Below are 24,142 nucleotides of genomic sequence, written 5' to 3' on the forward strand. Positions count from 1 at the left end.
CGAATATCGATGGCCATGGGAGCTACCGTTTTAGTTTTTATGGGCTAACAATACCATATTGAAACATTTTCATGACACAAATATTTAATGGCATTTTTATTCCAAGACTAAAACGGGGCTAATAAACCACCAATTTCTCCAATGCAAGCAACTGGGTTCATCCAAAGTCAGCTGACATTCTCTTTTAAAACAAAGAGTTATAGAGGGCAGCCTGTTGTCACAGTCACGGGATTGCAGCGCACATAGGGCCGCTGTTTGAAACGTACCACGTAATCAGACCACCGCTTATCGGCAAAGATAAAGTCGGTATCGATGAAATGGGCACCACTGGCAAATGCCCGATCCCGGCGTTTCGGGTCGTTGTTGATCGCCTCGCTGAGTGATGCATCCGCACGGCTACGCACCATAAAACCTTTTGCAACCAACTTATCAATATCTCGATCAAAGCTGTCATTCAGGCGGAACCATGCAGCTTGAGGATGTTGTTCATCGAGACTCAGGAAGATGTTGGGCGCAGCGACCGCCTCTTGATAGCCAGCGGCGGTAGCACCACCATTATCCAGACTGAACATAATCTTTCCTGCAACTTCGGCCAGGCTCGGCCAACCATGCTGCAATACCGAATCTCGGGTACTGAGGCCCTTTACTCGGATGCTGGCCGGGCTTATCAACTGCTCGACAGGAAACACCGCAGCAATTTCAGCCTCCAGCGCACGCCAATCATCTGCGCTGAAATTCTCTACCTCGGCCAGGGCATAGGGCATTTTCATTCCTGGGTTCGCTGGCAGTTTCGCCTCCAACTGAATATTGATCGGGAAGTGCCCGGGATTTGCGTCCGACCAGTTTTTAATTTCTCTCAGGCAATCAACAAATAAATTGCAATTGCTGCGCACATCCAGGTCAGGCACATGAATAACCTTGAAACCGGGTTTTTGAAGATCCTGCTGTCGATCAAATGGGTGTTGTAAAGCGATGCCTTGTTTTTGCATCAACTGATGAATGGCTGGCTTGGCGAACTTCCTCCCCTCACGATCGACTACAACATCAATTTCGAATTTTCGAATCCCCAGCCGAAGCTGATCGTCCAAACTCGGATGGGTATAACGATAAGTGTCCAGGGATTTTTGAATGTATTGTTTTTGTTGGGCCGTAAGCGCCTTTGAAGCAGCTATCGCCAAGGCCACTCCCTGCTCCGGGGCAATATGATAGGAATTGTGAGTACCGATATATTGCAATTGATTTAGGCGAAGATGTTGATTCTTCGAGTTAACTTCCTTAGCTTGAATCGAGTTTGCTGATGTGATCACAGCCAACACCAGCCACAGGGAAACAGCTTTGGATTTCAAATCCTCGATCATTACCTTTACGCCTTATTCAAAATACTCATCGTTGCATAGCCTGAAATCGCCAGAGAAACTTCGTTCAAGCCCGCTTCCAATAGCAGATCCTGTTCAGACTGAAACTGCCCTTTGCAATCAAAGCTTTGTACTCTGACCGAACGTGCTTGAGCTGTTTCAACAATGACTCGTGGTTTCATGCTGCCGTTGACAAGATACAAAAATTTCTCTCCGGCATCAAAAACCTTTACCGGAATCTCAGCGAATACCGCGCTTAACATCTCATCCCCCAAACGGCTGCTGATGATGGGGTATTGCATTTCTGGATTGATCGCCGTTAACTCGCCCTGTAACAATAAGGCTTTGTGGCGCTGCCAAAAACTCAGCCAGTGTTTCACAACCTGCTTATGTTGCTGGCTGAGTTGGTCGACATTTGGGGATATCTGCGGTACAGCAAATAATGTATTGATAAAGTGCAGGCTAACGCTTTCAACACTGTCTTGCGGAGACCAGATAATCATATCGGAATGCACCGCAGTGTCTCCTGAGAATAAACGCAAATCGACAATGCTCATGCGATTCATTATGGCGTCATTTGGACAATCATGAACACGCAGTATATTGCCGTAATGCCTAACTGCCGGCCCAACATAGCTTTGGCGAAACTCAATGAGAACATCTTCTTTCAGAGCTTCCAGACTAAAGCGGATCTCCGCCAGCAACATTTCAACGGCCTGCTGCAGTGATTCCGTATCTCGCAGCGGGTCTGGCTGTAACGCTTTGCCTTCTGCCCGGGCCATATCGAATTCGTCAATAAAATCCAGTTTCAAACCATCAAAATCATACTCAGCCAGCAGGCGCTGGCAGGTATTTGCAATATGTTGCCTGACAGAAGGGTATCTTGGATCGAAAACACCGGCGTCATTTTTTTCGCTATAAAATAAAATTTGCTCTTTGAAATCTGACCAGATTTGGCTGCAACGCCCCACAAATGGAACACTCATCCACAACATGGCTTTCATATCAATGGTGTTGTGCAGTTGATCAACCAAGTTACGCATATTCGCAAAACGTTCCTGATCCACTTGCCAGTCGCCGCAATATTTATAATCTCGATCACTGTCTCCGGCCTGCCAGCCATCATCAAGTATCAACAGATCGCAACCCAGCTCTTTGGCTGCTGCACACTGTCGCAAGACTTCTTCTTGTTGCAGGTTTTTGTGAAAGGCATACCAGGTTGAATAAACCGGCAGGCTTGCTGACTCAGGTACGGGCATATGAGGATAACGACCTTCTTCATACCAGCTTGCCATATCCTGAATAGCTCGGTAGTAAGCTTGCGGCCGCATATCCAATCGCAAACTGACACGATAATGTTGACGAGGCGGCTGCTCCTCTGAAAAGAACTTGAGCAATACCAGGGCAACCCGCTCCTCCTCGTAGGCCCCGACATGGAACACCACGGATTCAGTTGCATCAGAAAGCGCCACAGCCAGGCGATTGTGATTGTCGATACTGTACAAACACGCTACGGGAGCAAGTTTGCTAACCTTACTTTCAAAGCCATAGCGCCACTCACAAATACCTTTGTTGCGGATGGAGATGGGATTCCCCACAATACCGGGTGTCCAACAGGAATGCATATCCACAAAAGGCAGTTTCAACTGCAGCTGGATTTCCTGAAACTTCTGTACGACTGTACTGTTAAGTTCAATATCCAGATAGACAAGGTCGCCGTCCTGGCGCTTACTAAACTCAACGTCCAATTCCTGCATGGATTCACCAACCATTAAATCTGCGGTCAGGTCACCGTGGCTTAAGCTGTAAATCATTCATCATCTTCTTAAAAAAGGTAGCCCCGCCAGCGTCGGGGCCACTAAAGCTTAGTGTTGGAGTTACACTAAATCGAACCCCTGCATTTCAAGTGTTTACTCGAACCGGAGGGTCAAAACCGCAGGCCACAGGGCATAATCAACATCGATCAATATGAACCCTGCAGCGGGTGCATCACATTATCAAGCTGGTAAACCTCCAGGCCGACGGTGATACGCCAGAAGATGAATATAAACAATGCCTTATATCGCGGGTAATACCTTTTATTTATTGGCCATAGACTTTTCCTATACCCCTGCCAGGAACCAATATCGAATGACCGCTGAAGGCCACCTAGCCACTGGTGGTGATCAATATAAGCACACCCGGCTGCTCACCGGGCGCAAGGAAAGGATTTAAAACATGGAAAGATGAATTCGAGAAAGTGCGGTTCAGCCGGGGGGCTTGCCAAGTGAACAACAGGCCTGAGCAAAGCGAATAAACTCGTCAACAATCTGCTGCTTTTCGCTGTCAGCAACGTACAAACCTACACGTTCAATAATCGGTTCCTGGATAACATCCAATGCAACAATGTCCTGTTCAGCAAAAATAGAGGCATACTCTTCAGGGAACGGCAAAATCAGATCTTGCTGTTTTAAAAAGGTAACACCTGCAGCCATGGAATTGGTGGAAACCCGAGCCACATCATGCCGCCTTCGCTCTTGTTCCAGAGGGTTTTTTTCGATGCTTTTAATGTACTCGATATAGCGGGAATCGTGATGCGACACTTCGAGCCAGGGGTAACGATCGAGCTCCTCATAGTCAACCTCTCGACCAACAAGAGGGTGATTTTTACGTACAAAATACCCATGACCCGAATTCCACATGGGTATAAACTCAATACCCGGCTTTTTGTCCAGGCCCAGAATTTCATGGCCAAAAAACAGGTCGAGATGCCCTGCCAGGGCGCGATCATAGAGGTACAGATTATTGCCAAATTCGATGTGAATACTGGCATTGGGATAAGCACGTTGAAATTCCTCCAAGGCACCCTTAACACACAACTCCCAGCTGACATCACCGGTTCCTACCTGCAGGGCAAAGGCTTTTTTGTGTTTCAAAACCTCGATTTGCTGTATCGCCTGCTTATAGGTTTTGTCCATAGCACGCACATGATCATACAAAACCTGGCCGTATGGCGTCGGTTTAATGCCCTTGGCTGTGCGCTCAAATAACTTAATACCGAAACGTTCTTCCAGTTTTTTCATATTTTGGGTCAGAGTGGGCTGACTCACATACAAGGCTTCCGAAGCACCATTCAAGCTGCCAATTTCCACAATGCTTTTAAACTGAACTAATTGTCTGTCCACGGGGCCGAACTCCAAACCTATAAGCAAAACCTATACCTTAAAGTACAAAAAGTATTACTGCAATCAAAGGGAAATGTTTACCCTGATGGCTGAACATTAACTTGGAACAGATTGTATTGTGACATCCGTAAATACTGAAAATTGGTGGCAAGGGGCTTTCATTTACCAAATTTACCCGCGCAGTTTTTTTGACTCAAACAACGACGGGATCGGCGATCTACCAGGCATTATTGAAAAACTATCATATATCGCCGAACTGGGTGCAGACGCTATCTGGATCTCACCGTTTTTCACTTCCCCCATGAAAGACTTCGGCTACGATGTAGCGGACTATCGTGGCGTCGATCCCATTTTCGGAGAACTGGAAGACTTTAAACAGCTCGTGAAACGGGCCCATGAACTCGGTCTGAAAGTCATAATCGATCAAGTGTTAAGCCACACCTCAGATCAACACGCCTGGTTTCAAAGCAGTCGGGTGAATAATGACAACGATCATAGTGACTGGTATGTCTGGGCAGCCCCCAAGGCAGATGGTTCGCCACCCAATAACTGGCTGTCATTCTTTGGCGGTAGCGCCTGGAAGTTTGATTCTCGTCGTGAGCAGTATTACTTCCACAACTTTCTCGATTGCCAGCCCGATTTAAATTTCCACAATCCGCAGGTACAGAACGCGGTCCTCGATGTATTGAAATTCTGGCTGGACATTGGTGTGGATGGTTTTCGTTTTGACACCGCCAATATGTATTTTCACGATGAGCAGTTGCGTGACAATCCCAGCCGCGACCGGAGCCTCGCAATTGGCGGCATGAATCCTGATAACCCTCGAAGTTACCAAGCGCAGATTTACAATGTGAATCGTCCGGAAAACATTGCGTTCATGGAAAAAATTCGACAATTGCTGGATCAGTACCCCGGTCGTACCTCGCTAGGTGAAATTGGCAGTGTGGAAGACACCCTCGGCACGATGGCAGCTTATACCAAGGGCCAGCAACGATTGCATATGTGTTACACCGCAGACCTGCTTGGGGAAGAAAAATCTGCAGCATTCATTCGAAAGGTCATCGAAACGACCACGGTTCAAATGGAGGGGGGTTGGCCTTGCTGGTCACTCGGAAATCACGATGCCACCCGTTTCATTAGCCGATGGGGGCACGATGTCGAAGACAAAACACGCTTTGCAAAGCAAATGCTATGCGTTCTGATGTGCTTGCGTGGAAGCTTCTGCATTTATCAGGGTGAGGAGCTGGGCTTAGATGAAGCGGAGCTGAAATTGGAAGAACTGGCTGATCCCTTTGGCATAGCCTTCTGGCCCGAGTATAAAGGGCGCGATGGTTGTCGCACACCAATGGTCTGGAGCAATGAAAAGCTTGGAGGCTTCAGCAACGGCACTAGCTGGCTACCGATTCCTCAAGCACACTTAAACAAGGCTGTTTCTGAACAAAACCATCGTGATAGTTTGCTCAATTTTGTTCGACAATTTTCAGCGTACCGAAAACAACATTCAGCCCTGATTAATGGCGACATTCAATTTCAGAATAGCTGTGATGACGTACTGATGTTTACCCGAAGCAATAGCGAAGAAACGCTTCTAGGAGTGTTTAATCTGAGTTCTCGTGAACAGTGCCTGGATCTTCCGCCAACATGGAACACGCTTTCCTCACCACAAGCAGCGGAAGATTTTCACGATTCAAAGCTTACCCTGAAACCCTGGCAATATTGTCTTTTAACTCAATAAGCCGGATTTCCGCCGGCTGAAACATTTTGTTGAATCTCCCTTCTGGCCGCTATCGAAACACCTCGGCAGTGGCCATCCTCTTTCGAGTATTCTCGCTTTGCGCGATTCTATGAATCTTGATTTTTCACGCCAAACCAAATCAATCATCATATTATTCACATCAAAAGATATAGAGAAAATCTATATTTGCTTCCACAAATAGTATTACTTTCCCCCAATGAAAGCGCGTACGGTAAATACCCGTGACGGCCTCCTGCCTATAGGCGGCGTCCTAATAATACCTATAAATTATTGTCAATTTTGGAGTCGATAATGAGATGTCATACTGGCTGGTTCCCAAGTCAAAAAACCGTTTTGGCCGCAGCCGTTGCCGCCGTAGCAATGGGTTCAATACCAAGCTTTGCACAAAGTGAAAACAACGATGCTCTGCATCTGGAAGAAGTGGTCGTCACCGGCCGTGCTGGCGCTGGTGATACAACCAAGATGGATATTAGCCACTCTGTGACCACTAAGTCTGCCGACGATATTGAAAGCCAGGCTCCGTTAAGCGCGACCGATTTTCTGAAGGCCGTTCCCGGTCTCTGGGTTGAAGCTTCCGGAGGCGAAGCGAACGGTAATGTGCGCGCCCGTGGCATTCCGGTTGATGGCTTTGGCTCTGTGGCGTTGTATGAAGACAACCTACCGCTGCAGCACGACAGTGGCTTGAGCTGGCTGAATGCCGACCAGGTTTTTCGTCTGGATGATACTGTGGAACTGGTCGAAGCTGTGCGCGGTGGTCCATCCTCCATTTTCGCCAGTAATGCACCCGGTGGCATTATCAATGTCATTACCAAAAAAGGCAGCGATACCCCGGAAGGCAGCATCAAAATGACCGTAGGCGATTACGGTTTGCGTCGTGGCGATTTTTTCTACGGTGGGCCAATCAATGATGACTGGAAAATTGCCCTGGGAGGGTACTATCGTACGGACGACAGCATTCGTGAGCCAGGCTTCACCGCCAATGACGGTGGTCAATTCCGAGTAACCTTATCCAGAGAAATGGACAAAGGCCGTCTCGACATCAGTTACCGCCACTTGAACGACCGCAACTTCTTTGCCCTACCATTGCCACTGACGAACGATGGTTCTGGCGACCCCGCAGGCATTCCCGGTTTCGATCCAAATACCGGAACCACCTTAAGTCCACAGGTGCAGAATTTTACCTTAAAGCTCCCGGATGGTAACCGTATTGAAGATTTGAGTGATGGCACCCATGTTCAACTTTCGCAATTTACCGTTAATTTTGAATACGAACTCAATGACGACTGGACACTAATAAACCGAACCCGTGTGCGCGACTCGGATATTTCACGCAATTCGGCATTTCCAAACACACCGAACGCCGCCGCCAGCAGCCTGGATGCCTATCGAAATAATGCACTCGCCGCTTTTAGCGATGCCGTAGACATTCGTGCCCAGTATGTCACCAGTGGTGATGTGGTTCCCGCCAACAGTAATGGCAATGGACTGTTGATGACTCACAACTTCACCTCGGTCAAAACACCCTTACGCGAATTTATCAACGACTTCCAACTCGGCACCAGTGTCAATATTGGTGAGCAGACGCATAACCTGACTTTCGGCGTGTATTTTGCAAATTACGATCGGGAATTCCAGAGACATGCCGCAACCTATTTGAGCGATGTTAAGTCACAGCCTGCGTTGGTAGATGTTCTCGCCATTGATGCTGCTGGCAATGTTGTCGGTTCAGTCACAGACAATGGCGTTTTGCGATACGGCTCCCGTTACCAGCAAGCAGACGATGAAGGCCGCGCAAGTGCATTCTATATTGCTGATGAATGGGTGTTGAACGATGAGTTGCGTATTGACCTGGGTATCCGATGGGAAGAAATCGACGTTCGAGGCGTCGCCGAACGGGCGAGCAACTTCGATCTGGGGGACAGCAGTACGCTGGCCGATGATAATGTTTCCGCTGGAAATGGAGAGTTTGTTCCCTTCGATCGCAGCTTTAATGATATTTCCTGGACCGTGGGAAGCAACTACGCCCTGAATGAAGACAGCGCCCTCTTTGCTCGCTATACCAAGGCCTTCCGCCTACCAAACAGCGCTGATTTCCGCCTGAATCCAAATCGAGACATTCAAGCTCAGGACATCACCCAGTTGGAAACAGGCTATAAATTACTGAGTGAAGAACTTAGCTTGTTTGCAACAGTGTTTTATTCCGAATTCGACAATGTTGAATTCACGAACACCATTTTTGATTCCGCCACCAATAGCACCAGTACACAGCGTGAATTCGCAAAGACGGAAACACTGGGGCTGGAATTGGAAACCGTATGGAGTCCAACAGAGCTGTTCGATATCGCCGCAACCATTACCTGGCAAGACGCCGAATTTAAAGATTTCGAGTTTAATCAGGTAGATGAGCAAAATAATGTGACACAGGTGAGCTTTACCGGAAACCGCCCTATTCGCATCCCGGACTTTGCCATGCGACTGCGCCCAGCCCTGAACCTTCTGGATGATCAGCTTCGTTTGTACCTTGAATATGAATACAACTCGGATCGATATGTCGACGCTGCCAACAGTCGAATACTGCCTGAATACAGTGTTTGGAATATTGGTGCCAGCTACCAACTGGATGACAATCTCCGATTGATTTTCTCGGGTAAAAACCTGGACAACGAAATTGGCCTCACCGAGGGGAATCCTCGTGCTGGGCAATTTACAAGCACCGATACGGGTTCGGTATACCTGGCTCGCCCAATTTTTGGTCGCGCCTTTACATTGTCTGTTAAATACGAGTTCTAAATCCTCTCTTCTTACGGGGAGTTTTACACTCCCCCTTTTTCCACTCTGGATCAGCTCCTCGATCACAAAGCAGCCGACCTTCTCATTTCCCCGCTTGTCAGCGCCTACGCTGCATCATGATATCGACCAGGAAAGCGTACAGAGCCCCGAACTATCGCGACTCTGAATACTCCAATATATTGCCGTCTTCCCGGCACAAGGCTTGTATCGTAAGGCCTGAAGAGGTGAACATTAACTGATCAAAAAATCACGCCGATTTTCTCGCATAAAAAGGCCGATTTCCTCTTAACACCTCGGACTCTGGGAACATACAATAAATCCAATAATAAAAATCAGGTCTCATTGTAGAAATTAAGAAGCGAAACTAATGAAAACAGCAGATTTATCCAAGCAATTTGACGCTATCGTGATTGGCAGTGGAATTTCAGGGGGTTGGGCAGCCAAGGAGCTGTGTGAAAACGGCATGAAAACCCTGATTCTCGAACGTGGCCGAAAAGTTGAGCATATCAAAGACTATACCACCGCTCACGATGATCCCTGGGATCAAAAATACCGGGGCCGAAACACTCCGGCGGAAATGGAAGCCCAATACAAGCAAGCTCGCTCTGGTTATGTTCACCGCCCTCAACACGCTCACTGGTTTGTGAACGACCACGAACATCCCTATAACGAAGTCAAACGTTTCGACTGGATACGGGGTTATCACCTTGGCGGTCGTTCAATTACCTGGGGACGACAAAGCTATCGCCTCAGCGAAATGGATTTCGAGGCCAACAAAAAAGAAGGAATCGCCGTAGACTGGCCTGTGCGCTACAACGATATCAAAAAATGGTATGACCATGTGGAGCAGTTTATTGGCGTTAGCGGCCTGAATATTGGCCTCGAACAGCTGCCCGATGGTAAATTTTTACCCCCCATGGATCTCAATCGCGTAGAAAAGCTATTGCAGGAAAACATAGCGAATCATCACGCTGACTGTGTCCTTACCCCTGGCCGCACCGCACATTTAACCGATCCGACAAAAGAATTTAAACATCGTACGCCCTGTCAATTCCGCGATCGCTGCATGCGAGGTTGCCCATTTGGTGGGTATTTCAGTAGCCTTTCCTCTACGCTGCCTGCCGCACAGGAAACCGGCAATTTGGATATTCAGGTAAATGCCATTGTCCACTCCATCATCTATGATGAAGAAACCGGAAAAGCTTCCGGTGTGAGAGTTATCGACGCAGAAACCCACGAGGAATATACCGTTCGGGCCAGAGTTATCTTCTGCTGTGCCTCAGCGGTCGCCTCAACAGCAATCCTGTTGAATTCCAAATCCGCCCGCTTCCCCAACGGTTTGGGTAATGACAGCGGCGAACTGGGTCATAATATGATGGATCATCATTTGGGCATCGGTGCGACTGCCCAGGTTGAAGGCTTTGGTGAGGATTACTATAAGGGCCGACGTCCCAGTGGTTTTTATATTCCTCGATTTCAAAACCTCAGCGAGCATTCTGAAAAAGTTGAATTCATTCGTGGCTACGGTTATCAGGGCAGCGCCAGCCGGGAAAACTGGACACGCGGCATTCGCGAACTGAGTATTGGCAAAGGCTTGAAAGAAGAGCTTACGGCTCCCGGACCATGGCGAATAGGAATGATGGCCTTTGGGGAATACCTGCCAGATCACGATAACAAAATGTACCTGGATTATGAGAAAACCGATAAATGGGGCTTACCCACCGTAACCTTCGACGTAGAGCTTAAAGCCAATGAATTGAAAATGCGCGAGGACATGAGGAATCGCTCGGAAAAGATTTTGAGAGATGCCGGCTTTAAAAACGTTAAGACCTTTGAGAACGAAATTGGTCCCGGCATAGGCATTCACGAGATGGGGACAGCTCGCATGGGACACGACCCGAAAACTTCAGTGCTCAACAAATACAATCAAGTTCACAGTGTCCCGAATGTATTTGTGACCGATGGCGCTTTTATGACATCCTCAGCTTGTCAGAACCCATCTCTCACCTATATGGCATTCTCCGCCAGAGCGGCCAATTACGCCGCTGAGCAAATCAAAAATAAGAGGCTATAACATGAGCGCTATCAGCAGAAGAGAAGCATTAAAAACCTTCGCATTAAGTACTGGCGCCGTTGTTTCAACCGGTACTCTGGGGAGCCTGTTACAGGGCTGCCAGACGCAGAGCCAAGCTGCTCTGGAATGGAGTCCCGAGTTTTTCAGCCCCAAAGAAGCCGAGATCATCAGCCGCTGCGCGGATATTATTCTACCGCGCACCGAATCACCTGGCGCTCTCGATGTCGCCGTGCCTCAATTCATTGATTTATTATACAAAGACATTTTCTCAGCCGAGCAAGCCAAGCGCTTTCAACTCGGGATCGAAATGTTTAATTTACGTTTCCGGAAACAACATCACGGTCAGTTTTCGCAATCCGAAGCAACACAACAGAGTGAGTTTGTGCATTCACTTTATGATCTCCCTGAAGCCGAGGAACAGCGCTTACTGGAACTGATCAAGAAAGGCGAACCCGAGCCGCAAGATAAAGTCGATTATGCCTTATACAGCTTTCTGATCAGCATGCGTGAATTAACTATCCAGGCATACTTTACCTCTGAAACCATTGGTGAACAGCACCTGGCCTACCTTCCCATCCCCGGTGAATACGATGGAGATTTCAAAGCCGACGAAAATACCAAAGTGTGGTCGTTATAAATGAATATCCCGAAACCTGATATAAGGCTCGCAAGTGTCTTGCTGATCACGCTACTCAGCGTTAGTGCGGTCAGCCAAAGCCAAACACCACAAAACCCTCACAGCCAGAGCAAGAACCTTGTTATGAAACAAGCTTACAATCAGCTAACGCCAGAAGAACAAAGCGATGGCTGGGAACTGATGTTTGACGGTCAAAATGCAACACTTTGGCGAGGCTATAAAAAAAGTCAGCTCCCCAGCGCCTGGCTGATCAAAGATGGCTTATTGCACATGGTTGGTGAAGCGAATATGTCAGCCCTGCAAAAGCAGGACCGCGGAGATATTGTTTACCACAAGCCTTTTAAAAATTTTCACCTCAAGCTCGAATGGAAGATTTCCGAAAAAGGCAATTCCGGAATATTTTATCTCGGTCAGGAACCTAGGGATGATCGTTTTGGAGACCGAGACTACATCTGGCGCACAGCACCGGAAATGCAAATCCTCGACAACATCGGTCACCCGGATGCCAACAAAGGTAAAAACGGTAACCGACAAGCCGGCTCTCTGTATGACCTGATCCCTGCCAGGCCACAAAATGCCAGGCCCGCTGGCGAATGGAATCAGGCTGAAATCATAGTGAATGATCGCCAGGTCAGCCACATTCAAAATGGAGTGAAAGTACTCAGCTATCAACTGGATACGGAGCAGTGGAAAGCGTTGGTCGCCGGCAGTAAGTTTCCCAGCTTAAATTCGGATTGGGCCAATGTCGCCAAGGAGGGGTTCATTGGTCTCCAGGATCACAGCGATCCGGTGTGGTTTCGCAACCTGAAAATCAAAGCTTTATAAAATAAAAGCGCTCAAATATGCCCTGAGCGCTTTTTTCACAAGCATTCTGATCTTTAGAAACGATCAGATTCCTGGTAAGCCTTGATCACCGCCAACTCACCTTCACTTCCTTCACCCGCATTACCATGCTCCATACCCAAAATGCCTTTGAAGCCTTTTTGGTGAATATGTTTGAAGATATTCAAATAGTTAATTTCACCACTCGTTGGTTCGTTGCGGCCAGGATTATCGCCAATTTGAAAATACGCAATCTCATCCCAGGCCCGATCTATATTAGGAATGATATTACCCTCCTGGATTTGCTGGTGGTAAACATCAAATAGGATCTTACAGCTGGGGCTGTCGACTGCCTTGCAGATCTGATAAGCCTGGGCGATTTTGGTCAGGAACAAGCCCGGGTGATTACGGAAATTCAAAGGTTCCAACACCATCGTCATATCATGAGGCTCCAAAATATCCGATGCATAGTTCAACGCCTCGATAACATTCGCCGTTTGATACCCCATATCCTGTCGCAAATCGACATGCCCAGGTACAACTGTCATCCAACGTGCGTTCAAGCGCTTGGCCACCTCTACCGATTCCCGCACCTCACTCAAAAATGCTTCACGGTAATCCGCATCACCGGAACTGAGGCTGGGCTTGTGCCAGTGAATCTTATGACAGACAAAAACACCCATCGTCATCTCACGCATACGCAGTGTCTCGGCCATTTTTTTCTGCAAATCAAGACTGCGGGATTTCATCTCATTGTCTTCAAACGCTTTAAAACCCATATCGGCCATAAAGTTCAGTTGATCAATAGGATCATCGCCCGCTAAATGTTTAAACATACCCAGATGAGGGGCGTAGTTCAGTTGATACTGGTAAGACAGAGAAGCATTCGGCACGGATTCTGCAGAACCCACCCCGGAAGCCATCAACCCGGCCAAACCCAATGCAGACCCCGTACCTTTAATAAATTCTCGGCGTTCCATCTTTGCTCCTTATTGTTTTTGGTATTTTTCTGTTCTCAACCACTTATACTCAACAGCACCTTCACGAAGGTTTCATCTCGGCTCGCATGTGACTCTTCCGCAGCGCTGAGGGCAACTGGCCAAACAGACCATTAAATTGTTTACTGAAGTAGCTGTGGTCGGTGAAACCCACGGCATTGGCTACACTCGCGACAGACTGAGTGGTTTCGACCAATAGGCGACGGGCATTTTCCAAGCGGACCTCATTGATAAAACGTTTGGGAGTTTTACCCAAGTGCTTTTTGAATCGACGTTCCAATGCACTGATAGACAGATGGCTAATGTCGGCCAAGTTTTCGAGAGAGATCTCATTCATATAATTCGAGCGAATAAAATCCACAGGTATTTTCAATGCATCCATACCGGATAAGCTCAATGACGTTTTTTCCAAATGCCGGGACACGCCATACGAACCAATTGCTTTTCCTTCAGAATCAAGCAAGGGGCGTTTGGAAGTGGTAAACCAGGCCATTTCGCCCGTCTGGGTGATATTCATTTCCAGGCGATTGTTAACGATCTCTCCCGCCATGACCTTTTGATCGTCCACACTGAACTGTCGGGCAATGTGCGGAGGAGAAAAGTCATAGTCGGTACAACCGATCGCCTGGGATAGGTTCTGCACACCAATATGCTCAAGAAAGTAGGCATTGCCATACACAATTTGACCATCAGCATTTTTCACCCAGAACAAAATATCCGGCATCAGATCAAACATCTGAATAATCTGGCGTACGCTGTACTGGTCAATGAGATCCAGGCTATTTTCTCTATTTTCAGATTCTGACATTTGGAATAAACCCTATCAGTTATGATTGGCAGGTTAGCACATATAAATATGATAATTAAACAAGCGCCGATTTTGTCGCATTCAAAACCGATTTTATCTTAACACCCAAAAAGCCATTTCATTATCATAAAAGTATCCCGAATCGTTCGATAAATTGAGGAGCAGATGCGAAAACTAAGACTGGGCATGGTGGGCGGAGGCCCGGGAGCGTTTATTGGTGAGGTACACCGCATTGCCGCGCAACTGGACAATGAGATCGAGCTGGTTTGCGGTGCCTTCAGCTCAGATCCACAAAAGTCCATGAATTTCGGCAGAAGTTTATATCTCGACCCTGAACGTTGCTACGCTGATTACCACAGCATGATCCTCCAGGAAGCCAAGCTTGGGCCCGAACAGCGAATGGACTTAGTTGCCATTGTTACGCCAAATCACCTGCACTTCCCAATTGCCAAGCTGGCGGCCGAACACGGTTTTCATATTGTTTGTGATAAGCCCGCCACACTTGATTTGGCGGAAGCACTGGAATTACAGCACATCATCGCCAAGAACGATGTACGTTTTGCATTGACCCATACCTACAATGGCTATCCCATGGTCAAAGAGGCCAAGCACCGTGTAGCCACAGGTGAACTCGGACGTATTGTCAAAATTGTAGTCGAGTATCCCCAGGGCTGGTTGTCCAGCAAAGACAATGAGAACAGCAAACAAGCAGAGTGGCGGATGGACCCGGCGCGCAGTGGCATTAGCTGCTGCATGGCAGATATTGGTGTGCACGCCGCCAATTTAGCCGAATACATCAGCGGCCTTGAAATCACGCAACTTTGCGCGGATCTGAACAGCTGCGTTGATGGGCGCAGCCTTGATGATGACGGAACCGTTCTCCTACGTTTTAACAATGGGGCCAGGGGTGTTTTACTCGCCAGTCAGGTGTCCCTGGGTGAGCAGAACAATCTTAAAATTCGTATTTACGGCGACAAAGCCAGCCTGGAGTGGCAACACCTCAATGCCAATGAACTGCGAATCAGTTTCGCCGATCAGCCCAGTCAATTGCTGCAAGCCGGCGTAGGTACCATGTCGCCATTGAGTCAAGCCAATATGCGAACGCCTGCGGGTCATCCCGAAGGATTTTTAGAAGCCTTCGCCAACATTTATCGACAGTTCTCCCAGCAGTTGCGGGCCGAGCTATGGCAAAGCGAAATGCCCCTCGCCGCTCTTGATGTACCCGGTATTGAACAGGCCGTGCGCGGCATGGCTTTTATCGAAAATACGGTCGCTGCCAGCGCTTCGACGCAAAAATGGCATGATTTCAAACTCAGCCCAATGGATATTTCATGAATAACATTCAAGGCCCCGCCATATTTCTTGCGCAGTTTATGGGCACCGAACCACCGTTCAACAATTTACAGAATATTTGTCAGTGGGCGGCAAGCTTGGGCTACAAGGGTATTCAGCTGCCGAGCAACGATAAGCGTTTTTTTGATCTCGACAAGGCGGCCGACAGCCAGGCTTACTGCGACGACATTCGAGGCATGGTCGAGCAACAGGGCCTGCAAATTACCGAGCTGTCCACTCACCTGCAGGGGCAGCTGGTGGCGGTGCATCCCGCATACGACAAAATGTTCGATGGTTTCGCCCCAGCGGAATTACGAGGTAAGCCCCAAGCGCGTACCGAGTGGGCCATTCAACAATTGAAGGCCGCAGCCAAAGCCAGTGCGCATTTAGAGCTCAAGGCTCATGCCAGTTTTTCCGGTGCCCTGCTCTGGCCTACAGTTTACCCCTGGCCGCAACGCCCAGCCGGCCTGGTCGAAGAAGGCTTTGAAGAATTAGCCCAGCGCTGGCTACCGATCCTCGATGCTTTCGAACAGGCCGACGTGGATCTCTGCTATGAGTTACACCCAGGGGAAGACTTGCACGACGGCGCCAGCTTTGATCGCTTTCTTGAGGCCGTCGATCATCACCCGCGTGCCAATATACTCTATGATCCCAGTCACTTCGTCTTACAACAACTGGATTACCTGGCCTTTATTGATATCTATCACAGCCGCATCAAAGCCTTTCATGTCAAAGATGCCGAATTCAATCCCAACGGGCGTTCGGGCGTGTATGGCGGCTATCAGCCCTGGCTGGAGCGGCCCGGCAGGTTTCGTTCGCTCGGTGATGGCGAAATCGACTTTAAAGCCATTTTCTCCAAGCTGACCCAATACGGATTCAAAGGCTGGGCAGTACTGGAATGGGAATGCTGCATCAAACATCCGGAAGATGGTGCTCGCGAAGGCGCCGAGTTTATTCAGTCGCATCTTATCAGGCCAACAGACAAGGCCTTCGATGATTTTGCGGCGGTCGACACCGACAAGCGCTTGAACCAAAGCCTCTTAGGCTTGCTTGAAAAAAATAACTAAAACGAGGTTTTTCATGGGTACAACAACAATAAATTCAGACTCAAGCCACAGCCCCCTATTCATCATGTGTTGTCTGGCCCTGTTGGTAACCGCGATGACCTTCGCAATACGCGCGGGAATCCTCGGCCAGCTGGGGAACCAGTTTAACCTCAGTGATACCCAACTCGGCTGGATCAATGCCATGGCCTTTTTAGGGTTTCCCCTGGCGACATTATTTGGCGGTGCTGTTTACAATTTTGTTGGCCCCAAAAAACTCTTGCAACTGGCCTTTGTTTGCCACCTGCTCGGCCTGGGTTTGACCATCAGTGCCTCCGGTTTCTGGAGCTTGCTGATTTCGACGCTGTTCATCGGCTTTGCCAATGGCTCCGTAGAAGCCTCGTGTAATCCCTTGATTGCCGACATTTATCGAGACCGAAAAACCACAATGCTCAACCGTTTCCACGTCTGGTTCCCCGGTGGTATTGTCGTAGGCGCCTTGTGTTCCAAGTTCATGACTGACGCAGGACTGGGTTGGCAATTGCAAATCGCCATTATGATCATTCCAACTCTGGCTTATGGTCTAATGTTGCTGCAACAATCGCTGCCCCGCGCCAACGGAATCAGTCACTCAACCAGCGAAAATATCAAAGCCCTCTTTTCGCCCCTGTTTTTATTTATGGTGTTGTGCATGACATTAACCGCCACCACCGAATTGGGCACCCAGCAATGGATCGATAAAATTCTGGGAGCCTCGGGCGCCTCACCAATGCTTATCCTCGCGATGATTACGGGGTTGATGGCGATAGGTCGTTTTTTCGCCGGCCCTCTTATTAACCGTTTTAATCCTGTTGGGGTATTGCTCCTTTCCGCAGTCTTTGCCTGCGCAGGAATCTACAGCATGAGCGTCGCCAGTGGTGCTATGGTGTACATCAGCGCCATCGTTTTTGCTCTGGGGGTTACCTATTTCTGGCCAACTATGCTGGGCTTTGTTGCTGAGAACATTCCTCAAAGTGGCGCATTGGGCCTAAGCCTGATGGGTGGCGCAGGTATGTTCGCCGTCAGTCTCTGGAACCCGGTCATTGGTGGTTGGATTGATAGCGCACGAAAGCAGGCCAGCCAAATGGATAGCACCAATATTGAGTTGCTTGCGGGTCAGGCTGTACTTTCTCAGTTAGTCATCTTTCCAGCGGTACTGATCATTGCCTTCGCAGCGCTGGCAATATTTAGACTCAAACAAAAACAAGCTGCCACAGCCTAGATGCAACAACAGGAACCTTCAAAATGCCTAAATTGTTAAAACCTCAATTACTGATCCTGTTTTGCACGATATTGGCCGGCGCCAGTCATGCCGAACAACACAATCATCGGGCAATGCCACCTGTGAGTATTCAGCTATGGTCGCTGAAAGATGATGTAAAAAATGACTTCAACGGAACCGTGAAAAAATTATCCGCCATGGGCTTTGATGGTGTCGAATTAGCGGGCGATTTTGGCCCATTCCAGAACAACCCAGCGGGTCTTCGGGCGTTTCTTTCCAATCAAAATTTAAGAATCAGTGCTGCTCACGTAAGTACCCAGAGTCTTAGTCCTGAAAACCTCCCTCAAACAGCTGATTTCTTCAAGGCAATGGGCGTGAATATTCTGGTTTTGCCCTATGATGAACGCGCTTACCAAAGTAGAGAAATCGAAGGCTTTATTGAGGAATTGAATCGAATCAATACTGCGTTGAATCAGCGCGGTTTTCGTTTTGGTTTTCACAACCACGAAAAGGAGTTCGATCGTTATAAAAATCATACCTTCTGGGACGCTATTGCCAAAGGCACACCTGATAACTTTATTCTTCAACTGGATATAGGTTGGATCAACAAAGCCCAAAAAGACGCTGTGGATTATATAAAACGTTATCCTGGAAGAATGCTCACCGCTCACTACAAAGCGAAGCTGGCAAAACCCATCGAGGGTAAATACCCAATTATCGGGCAAGATGACAATGACTGGGCGGAAGTGCTCAAAGCCAGCATCGAGGTTGGCGGCATTGAATGGATTGTACTGGAACAGGAAGAGTACCCGCTTGGGCTTAGCCCTCTTGAGGCCGTTAGAGCCTCAAAAAAAGCACTGGATCACATTATAAAATCACATAATCACTGAGCACTTTCCAAATTCTGTTATTTGCTGTAACCGTTGTTGTTCAATTCCAAGCTCGGTTTTCTTGATCGGGCTTTTATATCCGCCAGGAAAACCAATATGCAATTAAAGTTCAATAGTATTAAGCCACTGCTTGCGCTTATCGCACTTGGCAGCAGTGTAGCGCTTGCTGAAAAAACAAGGTCTCTAAGCACACAGGAAAGCTGGTGGCTCGGCATTGTTTCACAGGGCGAAAAGATGCCCCTGCAGGAGCCCTTTGAGGCCGATTTAAACGCGAATAATTATGGCAATCAAGCCCAGCCTCTTCTTCTCTCGGCCAATGGTCACGTAGTTTGGTCCGAAAAAGCGTTTAGCCTGCAATATCAAGGCAAGATGGCGCAACTTAAAGGCAATTCTGATATCGAACACTCCCGTCCTGGTGAAAATCTGAAAGAAGCTTATCTCTACGCCTCCAATAAGTACTTTCCGCCATCGGGGAAAATGCCCGCTGACTTACTGTTCACCGCGCCGCAATACAATACCTGGATCGAACTCACTTACAATCAGAACCAACAAGACATCCTGAAATACGCCCGTTCGATTATTGATCACGGGCTCCCTCCCGGCGTATTGATGATCGACGATATCTGGCAGGAAGCTTATGGCAAATGGCGTTTCCATCCCGCGCGTTTTCCTGATCCCAAAGCCATGATGACAGAGTTGCACCAGATGGGTTTCAAAGTGATGCTATGGGTTGCACCTTTTGTCAGTGGCGATTCTGTTGAATATCGCCACCTAGAGGCGAAAGGTGGTCTGCTGCGCGAAGAGACCCCACAAGCCCTCCCGGTCATGGTGCCTTGGTGGAATGGCCGCAGCGCTGTGCTGGATTTGTCTAATCCAGTTGATCAGCAATGGTTTCAAACCGAATTGGATTATCTGCAGGCAGAATACAAGGTTGATGGCTTTAAGTTGGATGCTGGCGACCCGGAGTTTTATCAAATTGGAAAAAGCTTTGGCCAACTGAGCCCAAATCAACAAACGGAAGCGTTTTCAAAAATTGGCCTGAATTACCCTTTCAATGAGTATCGCGCAACCTGGAAAATGGGCGGTCAGGCGCTTGTGCAACGCTTACGCGATAAAGATCATAGCTGGGAAGACCTTCGCAAGCTGGTTCCGCAGATGAACCTTATGGGCATTATGGGATACCCCTTTTCCTGCCCGGACATGATAGGCGGTGGTCAATTCAAGGCATTTCTCAATGGCGCTACCATGGATCAGGAACTGATAGTCCGTTCCGCACAGGCGCATGCCTTAATGCCCATGATGCAGTTTTCCGTCGCTCCGTGGAGAGTTTTGAGCTCGGAAAACATGCAACGAATTAAACAAGCCGTTGAAATTAGAGAAAAATTCAAAACACTTATACTGAACGAAGCTCGCAAATCAGCCAAAACTGGCGAGCCGATTATGCGTTTAATGGAATATGATTTTCCCCATCAGGGATACGCCAATGTAAAAGACCAGTTTTTAATTGGAAAGAAACTGCTGGTGGCACCCGTTCTGGAAAAATCAGCGAGCTACCGAAAGGTATTTTTACCTGAAGGTAAATGGCACAGCTATGACGGCCGAACCCTACAAGGCCCTGCCCAAATACAACTGAAGGTCAGTCTGGATGACCTGCCTTACTTTGAACTCACTGGCGATTAATATTTGGCGAGGCGCTGCTAACTGAGCCAGGCAGCGCTTTCCCTTCAATAATCACTGCCGAGTAACAAAACCGGTCGCCAGATCAAGCTCAAAATGATTACTGGCCTGCCCTTCACTGAAACCTTCAAAGACATCGTATATGTAGGCCATGCGAGTGAGCAGATCTTTATATGCAGCATTGTTAAACGGCTTACTGGCCTGGGTGTATAAGCGCGCTTTGGCCGCTTTCGACAGAAACAAGTACTGATTCATACGTGACTGACCAATATCATCAAGTGCCAGACTGTCAGCATTGCGCAGACGATACAAATCATGAACGAAGTCTTTGAATCGCCAGCGTTCATAGTCTCGACAATTCATTCCCTGTCGCTTGCAAAATGCCTTCACCAGTTTCCTGGCTTGCTGCCATGCCTTGGATGCCCGCCAGTCTTCCAATTTGGAAGTCTCGGACTCAAGCATCAGAAAGTTAAAACTGAGCAAGTCCAGTCCATTCCAGTGCAACATTGACTGGCGGATATCGTTGGGCCAATCATTATCAAGAAAACGCTGTTCTACCAAACCATGCAAATGATGCTTGGCAAATTCACGGTAGTTTTTGGCATCCAAAATCGAAGCGTCCCAAGCGGGCTTCCCAGCCACCAACAATTGTCGACGCTCAAAACGATAAAGCTCAAATAGCTGATCAAAATCAGGAACGTCTTCAAGCACAATCGTTTTCACATCCAACTTACGGCCAGCTTTGACACTCAGCAATTTATACGCAGGCACGTAAGCTGCCAGGCTCGGGGCTTGAATATTCAGTAAATAGTGGCCATCTGAATAACGTCTTAAGCCGGTATCATTAATGTGCATATGACCTGCGATATGCACGCGCAAACCTGTTTTGGCCAACTGATGGCTGACTTCTTCTCCGGGACGGCGCTGCATCTGCATACTGCCCGGAACAAAAGCCGTGTTAATCAGATCCGAACGGTTGTCATAAAACTCCACCATGGGAAAGTGGCTGAAAGACAAAAGTGTTTTGCCCTGTTGCTCTGCTCGCTTGGCAACATCACGAATCCAATCCAGTAAAAAAGGCTTGTGCTTAAGCACTGCCTTGTAACCGGCATTGCCTGAACCGGCGCTCTTAACATTCCCATCGGCGTCAATCGATTCTGGCACGTAAACATTGGCATCAATCGACAACAACCATAGACCAGGAACCGGCTCCACCAAATAACTGGCATCTATCTGTTGCTGGCAAATCTTTTGTTCGTGTTTCTGTTGGCAAATTTGATATTGCCGCTGTGTCAGTTCAGCCTTACTTAAAGCCTGTTTATAACCGTAGTTTGATGGGCCTTTTGACTTGAGGGATACATAATCGAAAGGAGTTTCCCAATGTAGATAATTGGGCCGGGGCATAAAACCCATGGTCTCCAAGTGCCCAATGATTTCACGATACCCCAATTCAGCCACTTCTTCACTGCAGATCACACCTGCACGAGCTTTGCCTTTGCGTGGACACGCGGCGCTTCCGGGACTGTATATGGCTTGGGGATGACCATCACGGCCAAGAAAATCATCGGCTCCCGCCGGGCGAGTATAGGGCCTGACCGGATCGTGATTACCCGGTGCCGCAAAAAACATCAAGCCATGATGCCGCTCGTAGTACTGCAATACCTTCAGAAGCCCACGCATATGCAAGGGTTGCCCGTTATCACTGAAATCCCCGGGGAGCGCAACAAACTTAACGCCCCGCTTTACGACATCGTCCAAAGCGGCACGCAGGGCGAAGTAACTTTCATTAAACAGACGCGTCGACTTCAGCTGAGCCGCCATGGTGCGGATAGTCGCAGGCTTACCATTGAGAGGGTTCTTTACACCACTGAACTGTTTGTCCTGAAAATCTCCATAAACATTATGGAAGTGGATATCCGGCATAAATGCTACTCGAACATCCTGCTCGGCTTGCGTGAAAGCACTCACACACAAGCCCCCCAATGCGACAAGCAATACCAAAAATTTACTCTTTACCAATGAATTACCTACCTGCCAATTCCGTGCATTCCTAAACTAGGACTGCTCAGCACTGAAAATCCCCTAGCGCCTTACTGAAAAATTTCTCAAATGGACTACGTAAGACCAAAGCGCCAACTGGCTTGCTGCTTGAACACAATACGATTCGTCACCAAGGCAAATGCCACGCTGCAAACCAAAGTGATAAACATCATATGGATAAAGTGGAATGGCGCCCAAATGTAGGTAAAGCCGGCATAGAGGCAACTGCCAAAAACTACCGTTGCAATAATGGCTCTCGCATCAACCTCTTTAAATGCAAGACCTGTGATAAACGCCGCCAATATGGGCATGGAGAGCAGACCATTCAGTTGCTGCATCAACGCCATAATGCCCTTTGAATCCATATAAACAGGCACCATGACAATCGAGAGAATAACCATCAACAAAGACACCACGATACTGATTTTTTTCACACCCACTTCAGGATTGATATATTTCTCGTGAATATCACAAACATAAAGTGCCGCCGAAGCATTGAGAATACTGTTATAAGTGCTCAAGATAGTCCCGAGCATGACCGCCGCATAAGCACCAGCCAGCCAGTCGGGCAGCAGATCTTTTACCAAGGTGCCATAGGCCGCATCACCAATATCACCATATAATTTATAGGCAACGACACCCGGGAGCACCACCATAGGTGGAATAATCAACAGACGAATCAGCGCCGTCGCATAAACACCCTTCTGTGCTTCTTTTAAAGACTTACCCGCCAGCGCCCGTTGGGTAATATTCTGATTCGTTCCCCAGTAAAACACCTGAATAAAGAGCATTCCGGTAAACAGGGTATGCCAGGGGATATCCGAATCATTATCACCAATCAGCGTGAGGCGTTCGGCAGGCACACCGCTAAAATCAAAATCGATGGCCACCAAAGCCAGGACTACAACCACCAGCCCCATGATCAATAAACCAATGCCATTATAGGTGTCGGAAACCGCAACAGCCCGCAGGCCACCAAAAATCGCATACGATGCGCCTACCGTTGCAATCAGGATCGCGATGGTCATCTGGGAGATGTCTACCGTAAATAAATTGCTCATAAACAATGAGCCGGTAAACAGTAAGATCGGCAAGTAAATGAACAGATTGCCCAACAAGAAGAGCATCGATACGGTCGCGCGAATATTGGGATTGTTGTAACGCTTTTCCAGTAGCTCAGTTGTGGTTGTGCAGTTGTAACGGTAATACACCGGCAAGAGCACCTTGGCCAACACCAGCATACCGACTACTGCACCCAACTCCCACCAGGCCACAACAATGGCCTGGGCTCCATTGAGGCCAACCAGAGTGTCAGTACTGATATTGGTTAGCGTCAGTGACCCTGCAATGAACACCCAGCTCAAACCGTTGCCGGCAAGAAAATATTCGCGATTGGAATCTTCACTGCGGCTGTTCTGACGGCATTTCCAATAGGTAATCAGGGCAACCAGGCCCGTAATGACAAAAAATACCGTGTACTGAATACCACTCATCT

Annotated in this window: 17 protein-coding genes; 10 read left to right on the top strand and 7 right to left on the bottom strand. The window is 48.2% G+C overall.

The window, feature by feature from the left end; all coding sequences use genetic code 11:
• Window positions 1–197: 197 nt before the first annotated feature.
• The 3 genes from G8768_RS13970 to G8768_RS13980 all read right to left on the bottom strand — a co-directional run bounded on the left by G8768_RS13970 (window position 198) and on the right by G8768_RS13980 (window position 4,519).
• Window positions 198–1,358, bottom strand: coding sequence for a Ca2+-dependent phosphoinositide-specific phospholipase C (locus tag G8768_RS13970; protein WP_166845694.1), 1,161 nt, complete (start codon window positions 1,356–1,358; stop codon window positions 198–200).
• A 5-nt stretch (window positions 1,359–1,363) separates the two neighbouring features.
• On the bottom strand, window positions 1,364–3,169 hold the full coding sequence (locus G8768_RS13975; RefSeq protein ID WP_208020176.1) for a glycoside hydrolase family 36 protein: 1,806 nt from the start codon (window positions 3,167–3,169) through the stop codon (window positions 1,364–1,366).
• A gap of 432 nt (window positions 3,170–3,601) precedes the next feature.
• The gene (locus tag G8768_RS13980; RefSeq protein WP_166845692.1) at window positions 3,602–4,519 is read right to left on the bottom strand and encodes a LysR family transcriptional regulator; all 918 of its coding nucleotides are present in this window, start codon (window positions 4,517–4,519) and stop codon (window positions 3,602–3,604) included.
• A gap of 118 nt (window positions 4,520–4,637) precedes the next feature.
• On the opposite strand from G8768_RS13980, the gene G8768_RS13985 reads away from it, so the two are divergent.
• From G8768_RS13985 to G8768_RS14005, 5 genes are all read left to right on the top strand, one after another.
• Window positions 4,638–6,254: an alpha-amylase family glycosyl hydrolase gene (locus G8768_RS13985; RefSeq protein WP_166845690.1), complete on the top strand. Its 1,617-nt coding sequence runs from the start codon at window positions 4,638–4,640 to the stop codon at window positions 6,252–6,254.
• A gap of 312 nt (window positions 6,255–6,566) precedes the next feature.
• Entirely contained in the window at window positions 6,567–9,065 is a 2,499-nt protein-coding gene (locus tag G8768_RS13990) for a TonB-dependent receptor (RefSeq protein WP_166845688.1), read from the top strand.
• A gap of 367 nt (window positions 9,066–9,432) precedes the next feature.
• On the top strand, window positions 9,433–11,139 hold the full coding sequence (locus G8768_RS13995; RefSeq protein WP_166845686.1) for a GMC oxidoreductase: 1,707 nt from the start codon (window positions 9,433–9,435) through the stop codon (window positions 11,137–11,139).
• A 1-nt stretch (window position 11,140) separates the two neighbouring features.
• A complete protein-coding gene (locus G8768_RS14000) occupies window positions 11,141–11,776 on the top strand; it encodes a gluconate 2-dehydrogenase subunit 3 family protein (protein WP_166845684.1) in 636 nt (211 codons plus the stop codon).
• A gap of 123 nt (window positions 11,777–11,899) precedes the next feature.
• Window positions 11,900–12,601, top strand: a complete 702-nt coding sequence (locus G8768_RS14005; RefSeq protein ID WP_166845682.1) for a 3-keto-disaccharide hydrolase — start codon at window positions 11,900–11,902, stop codon at window positions 12,599–12,601.
• 53 nt (window positions 12,602–12,654) lie between these two features.
• On the opposite strand, the gene G8768_RS14010 is transcribed toward G8768_RS14005, so the two are convergent.
• Together G8768_RS14010 and G8768_RS14015 are read right to left on the bottom strand one after the other, a co-directional pair.
• Complete coding sequence (locus tag G8768_RS14010; RefSeq protein WP_166845680.1) at window positions 12,655–13,578, bottom strand: hydroxypyruvate isomerase family protein; 924 nt, start codon at window positions 13,576–13,578, stop codon at window positions 12,655–12,657.
• Between the two features lie 61 nt (window positions 13,579–13,639).
• Complete coding sequence (locus G8768_RS14015; protein WP_166845678.1) at window positions 13,640–14,404, bottom strand: AraC family transcriptional regulator; 765 nt, start codon at window positions 14,402–14,404, stop codon at window positions 13,640–13,642.
• 165 nt (window positions 14,405–14,569) lie between these two features.
• Between G8768_RS14015 and G8768_RS14020 the strand changes: the two genes are divergently transcribed.
• From G8768_RS14020 to G8768_RS14040, 5 genes are all read left to right on the top strand, one after another.
• Window positions 14,570–15,739 carry a Gfo/Idh/MocA family protein gene (locus G8768_RS14020; protein WP_166845675.1) on the top strand — a complete coding sequence of 390 codons (1,170 nt, stop codon included), beginning with the start codon at window positions 14,570–14,572 and terminating at the stop codon, window positions 15,737–15,739.
• The gene (locus G8768_RS14025; protein ID WP_166845673.1) at window positions 15,736–16,803 is read left to right on the top strand and encodes a sugar phosphate isomerase/epimerase family protein; all 1,068 of its coding nucleotides are present in this window, start codon (window positions 15,736–15,738) and stop codon (window positions 16,801–16,803) included. The genes G8768_RS14020 and G8768_RS14025 overlap by 4 nt, the downstream gene beginning before the upstream one ends.
• A 64-nt stretch (window positions 16,804–16,867) precedes the next feature.
• Window positions 16,868–18,040 (top strand): MFS transporter, encoded by a 1,173-nt coding sequence (locus tag G8768_RS14030; protein WP_279546162.1) that lies wholly within the window; start codon window positions 16,868–16,870, stop codon window positions 18,038–18,040.
• 23 nt (window positions 18,041–18,063) lie between these two features.
• Window positions 18,064–18,930 carry a sugar phosphate isomerase/epimerase family protein gene (locus G8768_RS14035; RefSeq protein WP_208020178.1) on the top strand — a complete coding sequence of 289 codons (867 nt, stop codon included), beginning with the start codon at window positions 18,064–18,066 and terminating at the stop codon, window positions 18,928–18,930.
• A gap of 96 nt (window positions 18,931–19,026) precedes the next feature.
• Window positions 19,027–20,610, top strand: a complete 1,584-nt coding sequence (locus G8768_RS14040) for a glycoside hydrolase family 31 protein (RefSeq protein ID WP_208020179.1) — start codon at window positions 19,027–19,029, stop codon at window positions 20,608–20,610.
• Between the two features lie 51 nt (window positions 20,611–20,661).
• On the opposite strand, the gene G8768_RS14045 is transcribed toward G8768_RS14040, so the two are convergent.
• Window positions 20,662–22,575: a metallophosphoesterase gene (locus tag G8768_RS14045; protein WP_166845670.1), complete on the bottom strand. Its 1,914-nt coding sequence runs from the start codon at window positions 22,573–22,575 to the stop codon at window positions 20,662–20,664.
• 146 nt (window positions 22,576–22,721) lie between these two features.
• A complete protein-coding gene (locus G8768_RS14050) occupies window positions 22,722–24,140 on the bottom strand; it encodes a solute:sodium symporter family transporter (RefSeq protein WP_166845666.1) in 1,419 nt (472 codons plus the stop codon).
• Between the last annotated feature and the right edge of the window lie 2 nt (window positions 24,141–24,142).

The organism is Pseudoteredinibacter isoporae (assembly GCF_011602085.1).
In the GTDB taxonomy this organism is placed as follows: domain Bacteria; phylum Pseudomonadota; class Gammaproteobacteria; order Pseudomonadales; family Cellvibrionaceae; genus Pseudoteredinibacter; species Pseudoteredinibacter isoporae.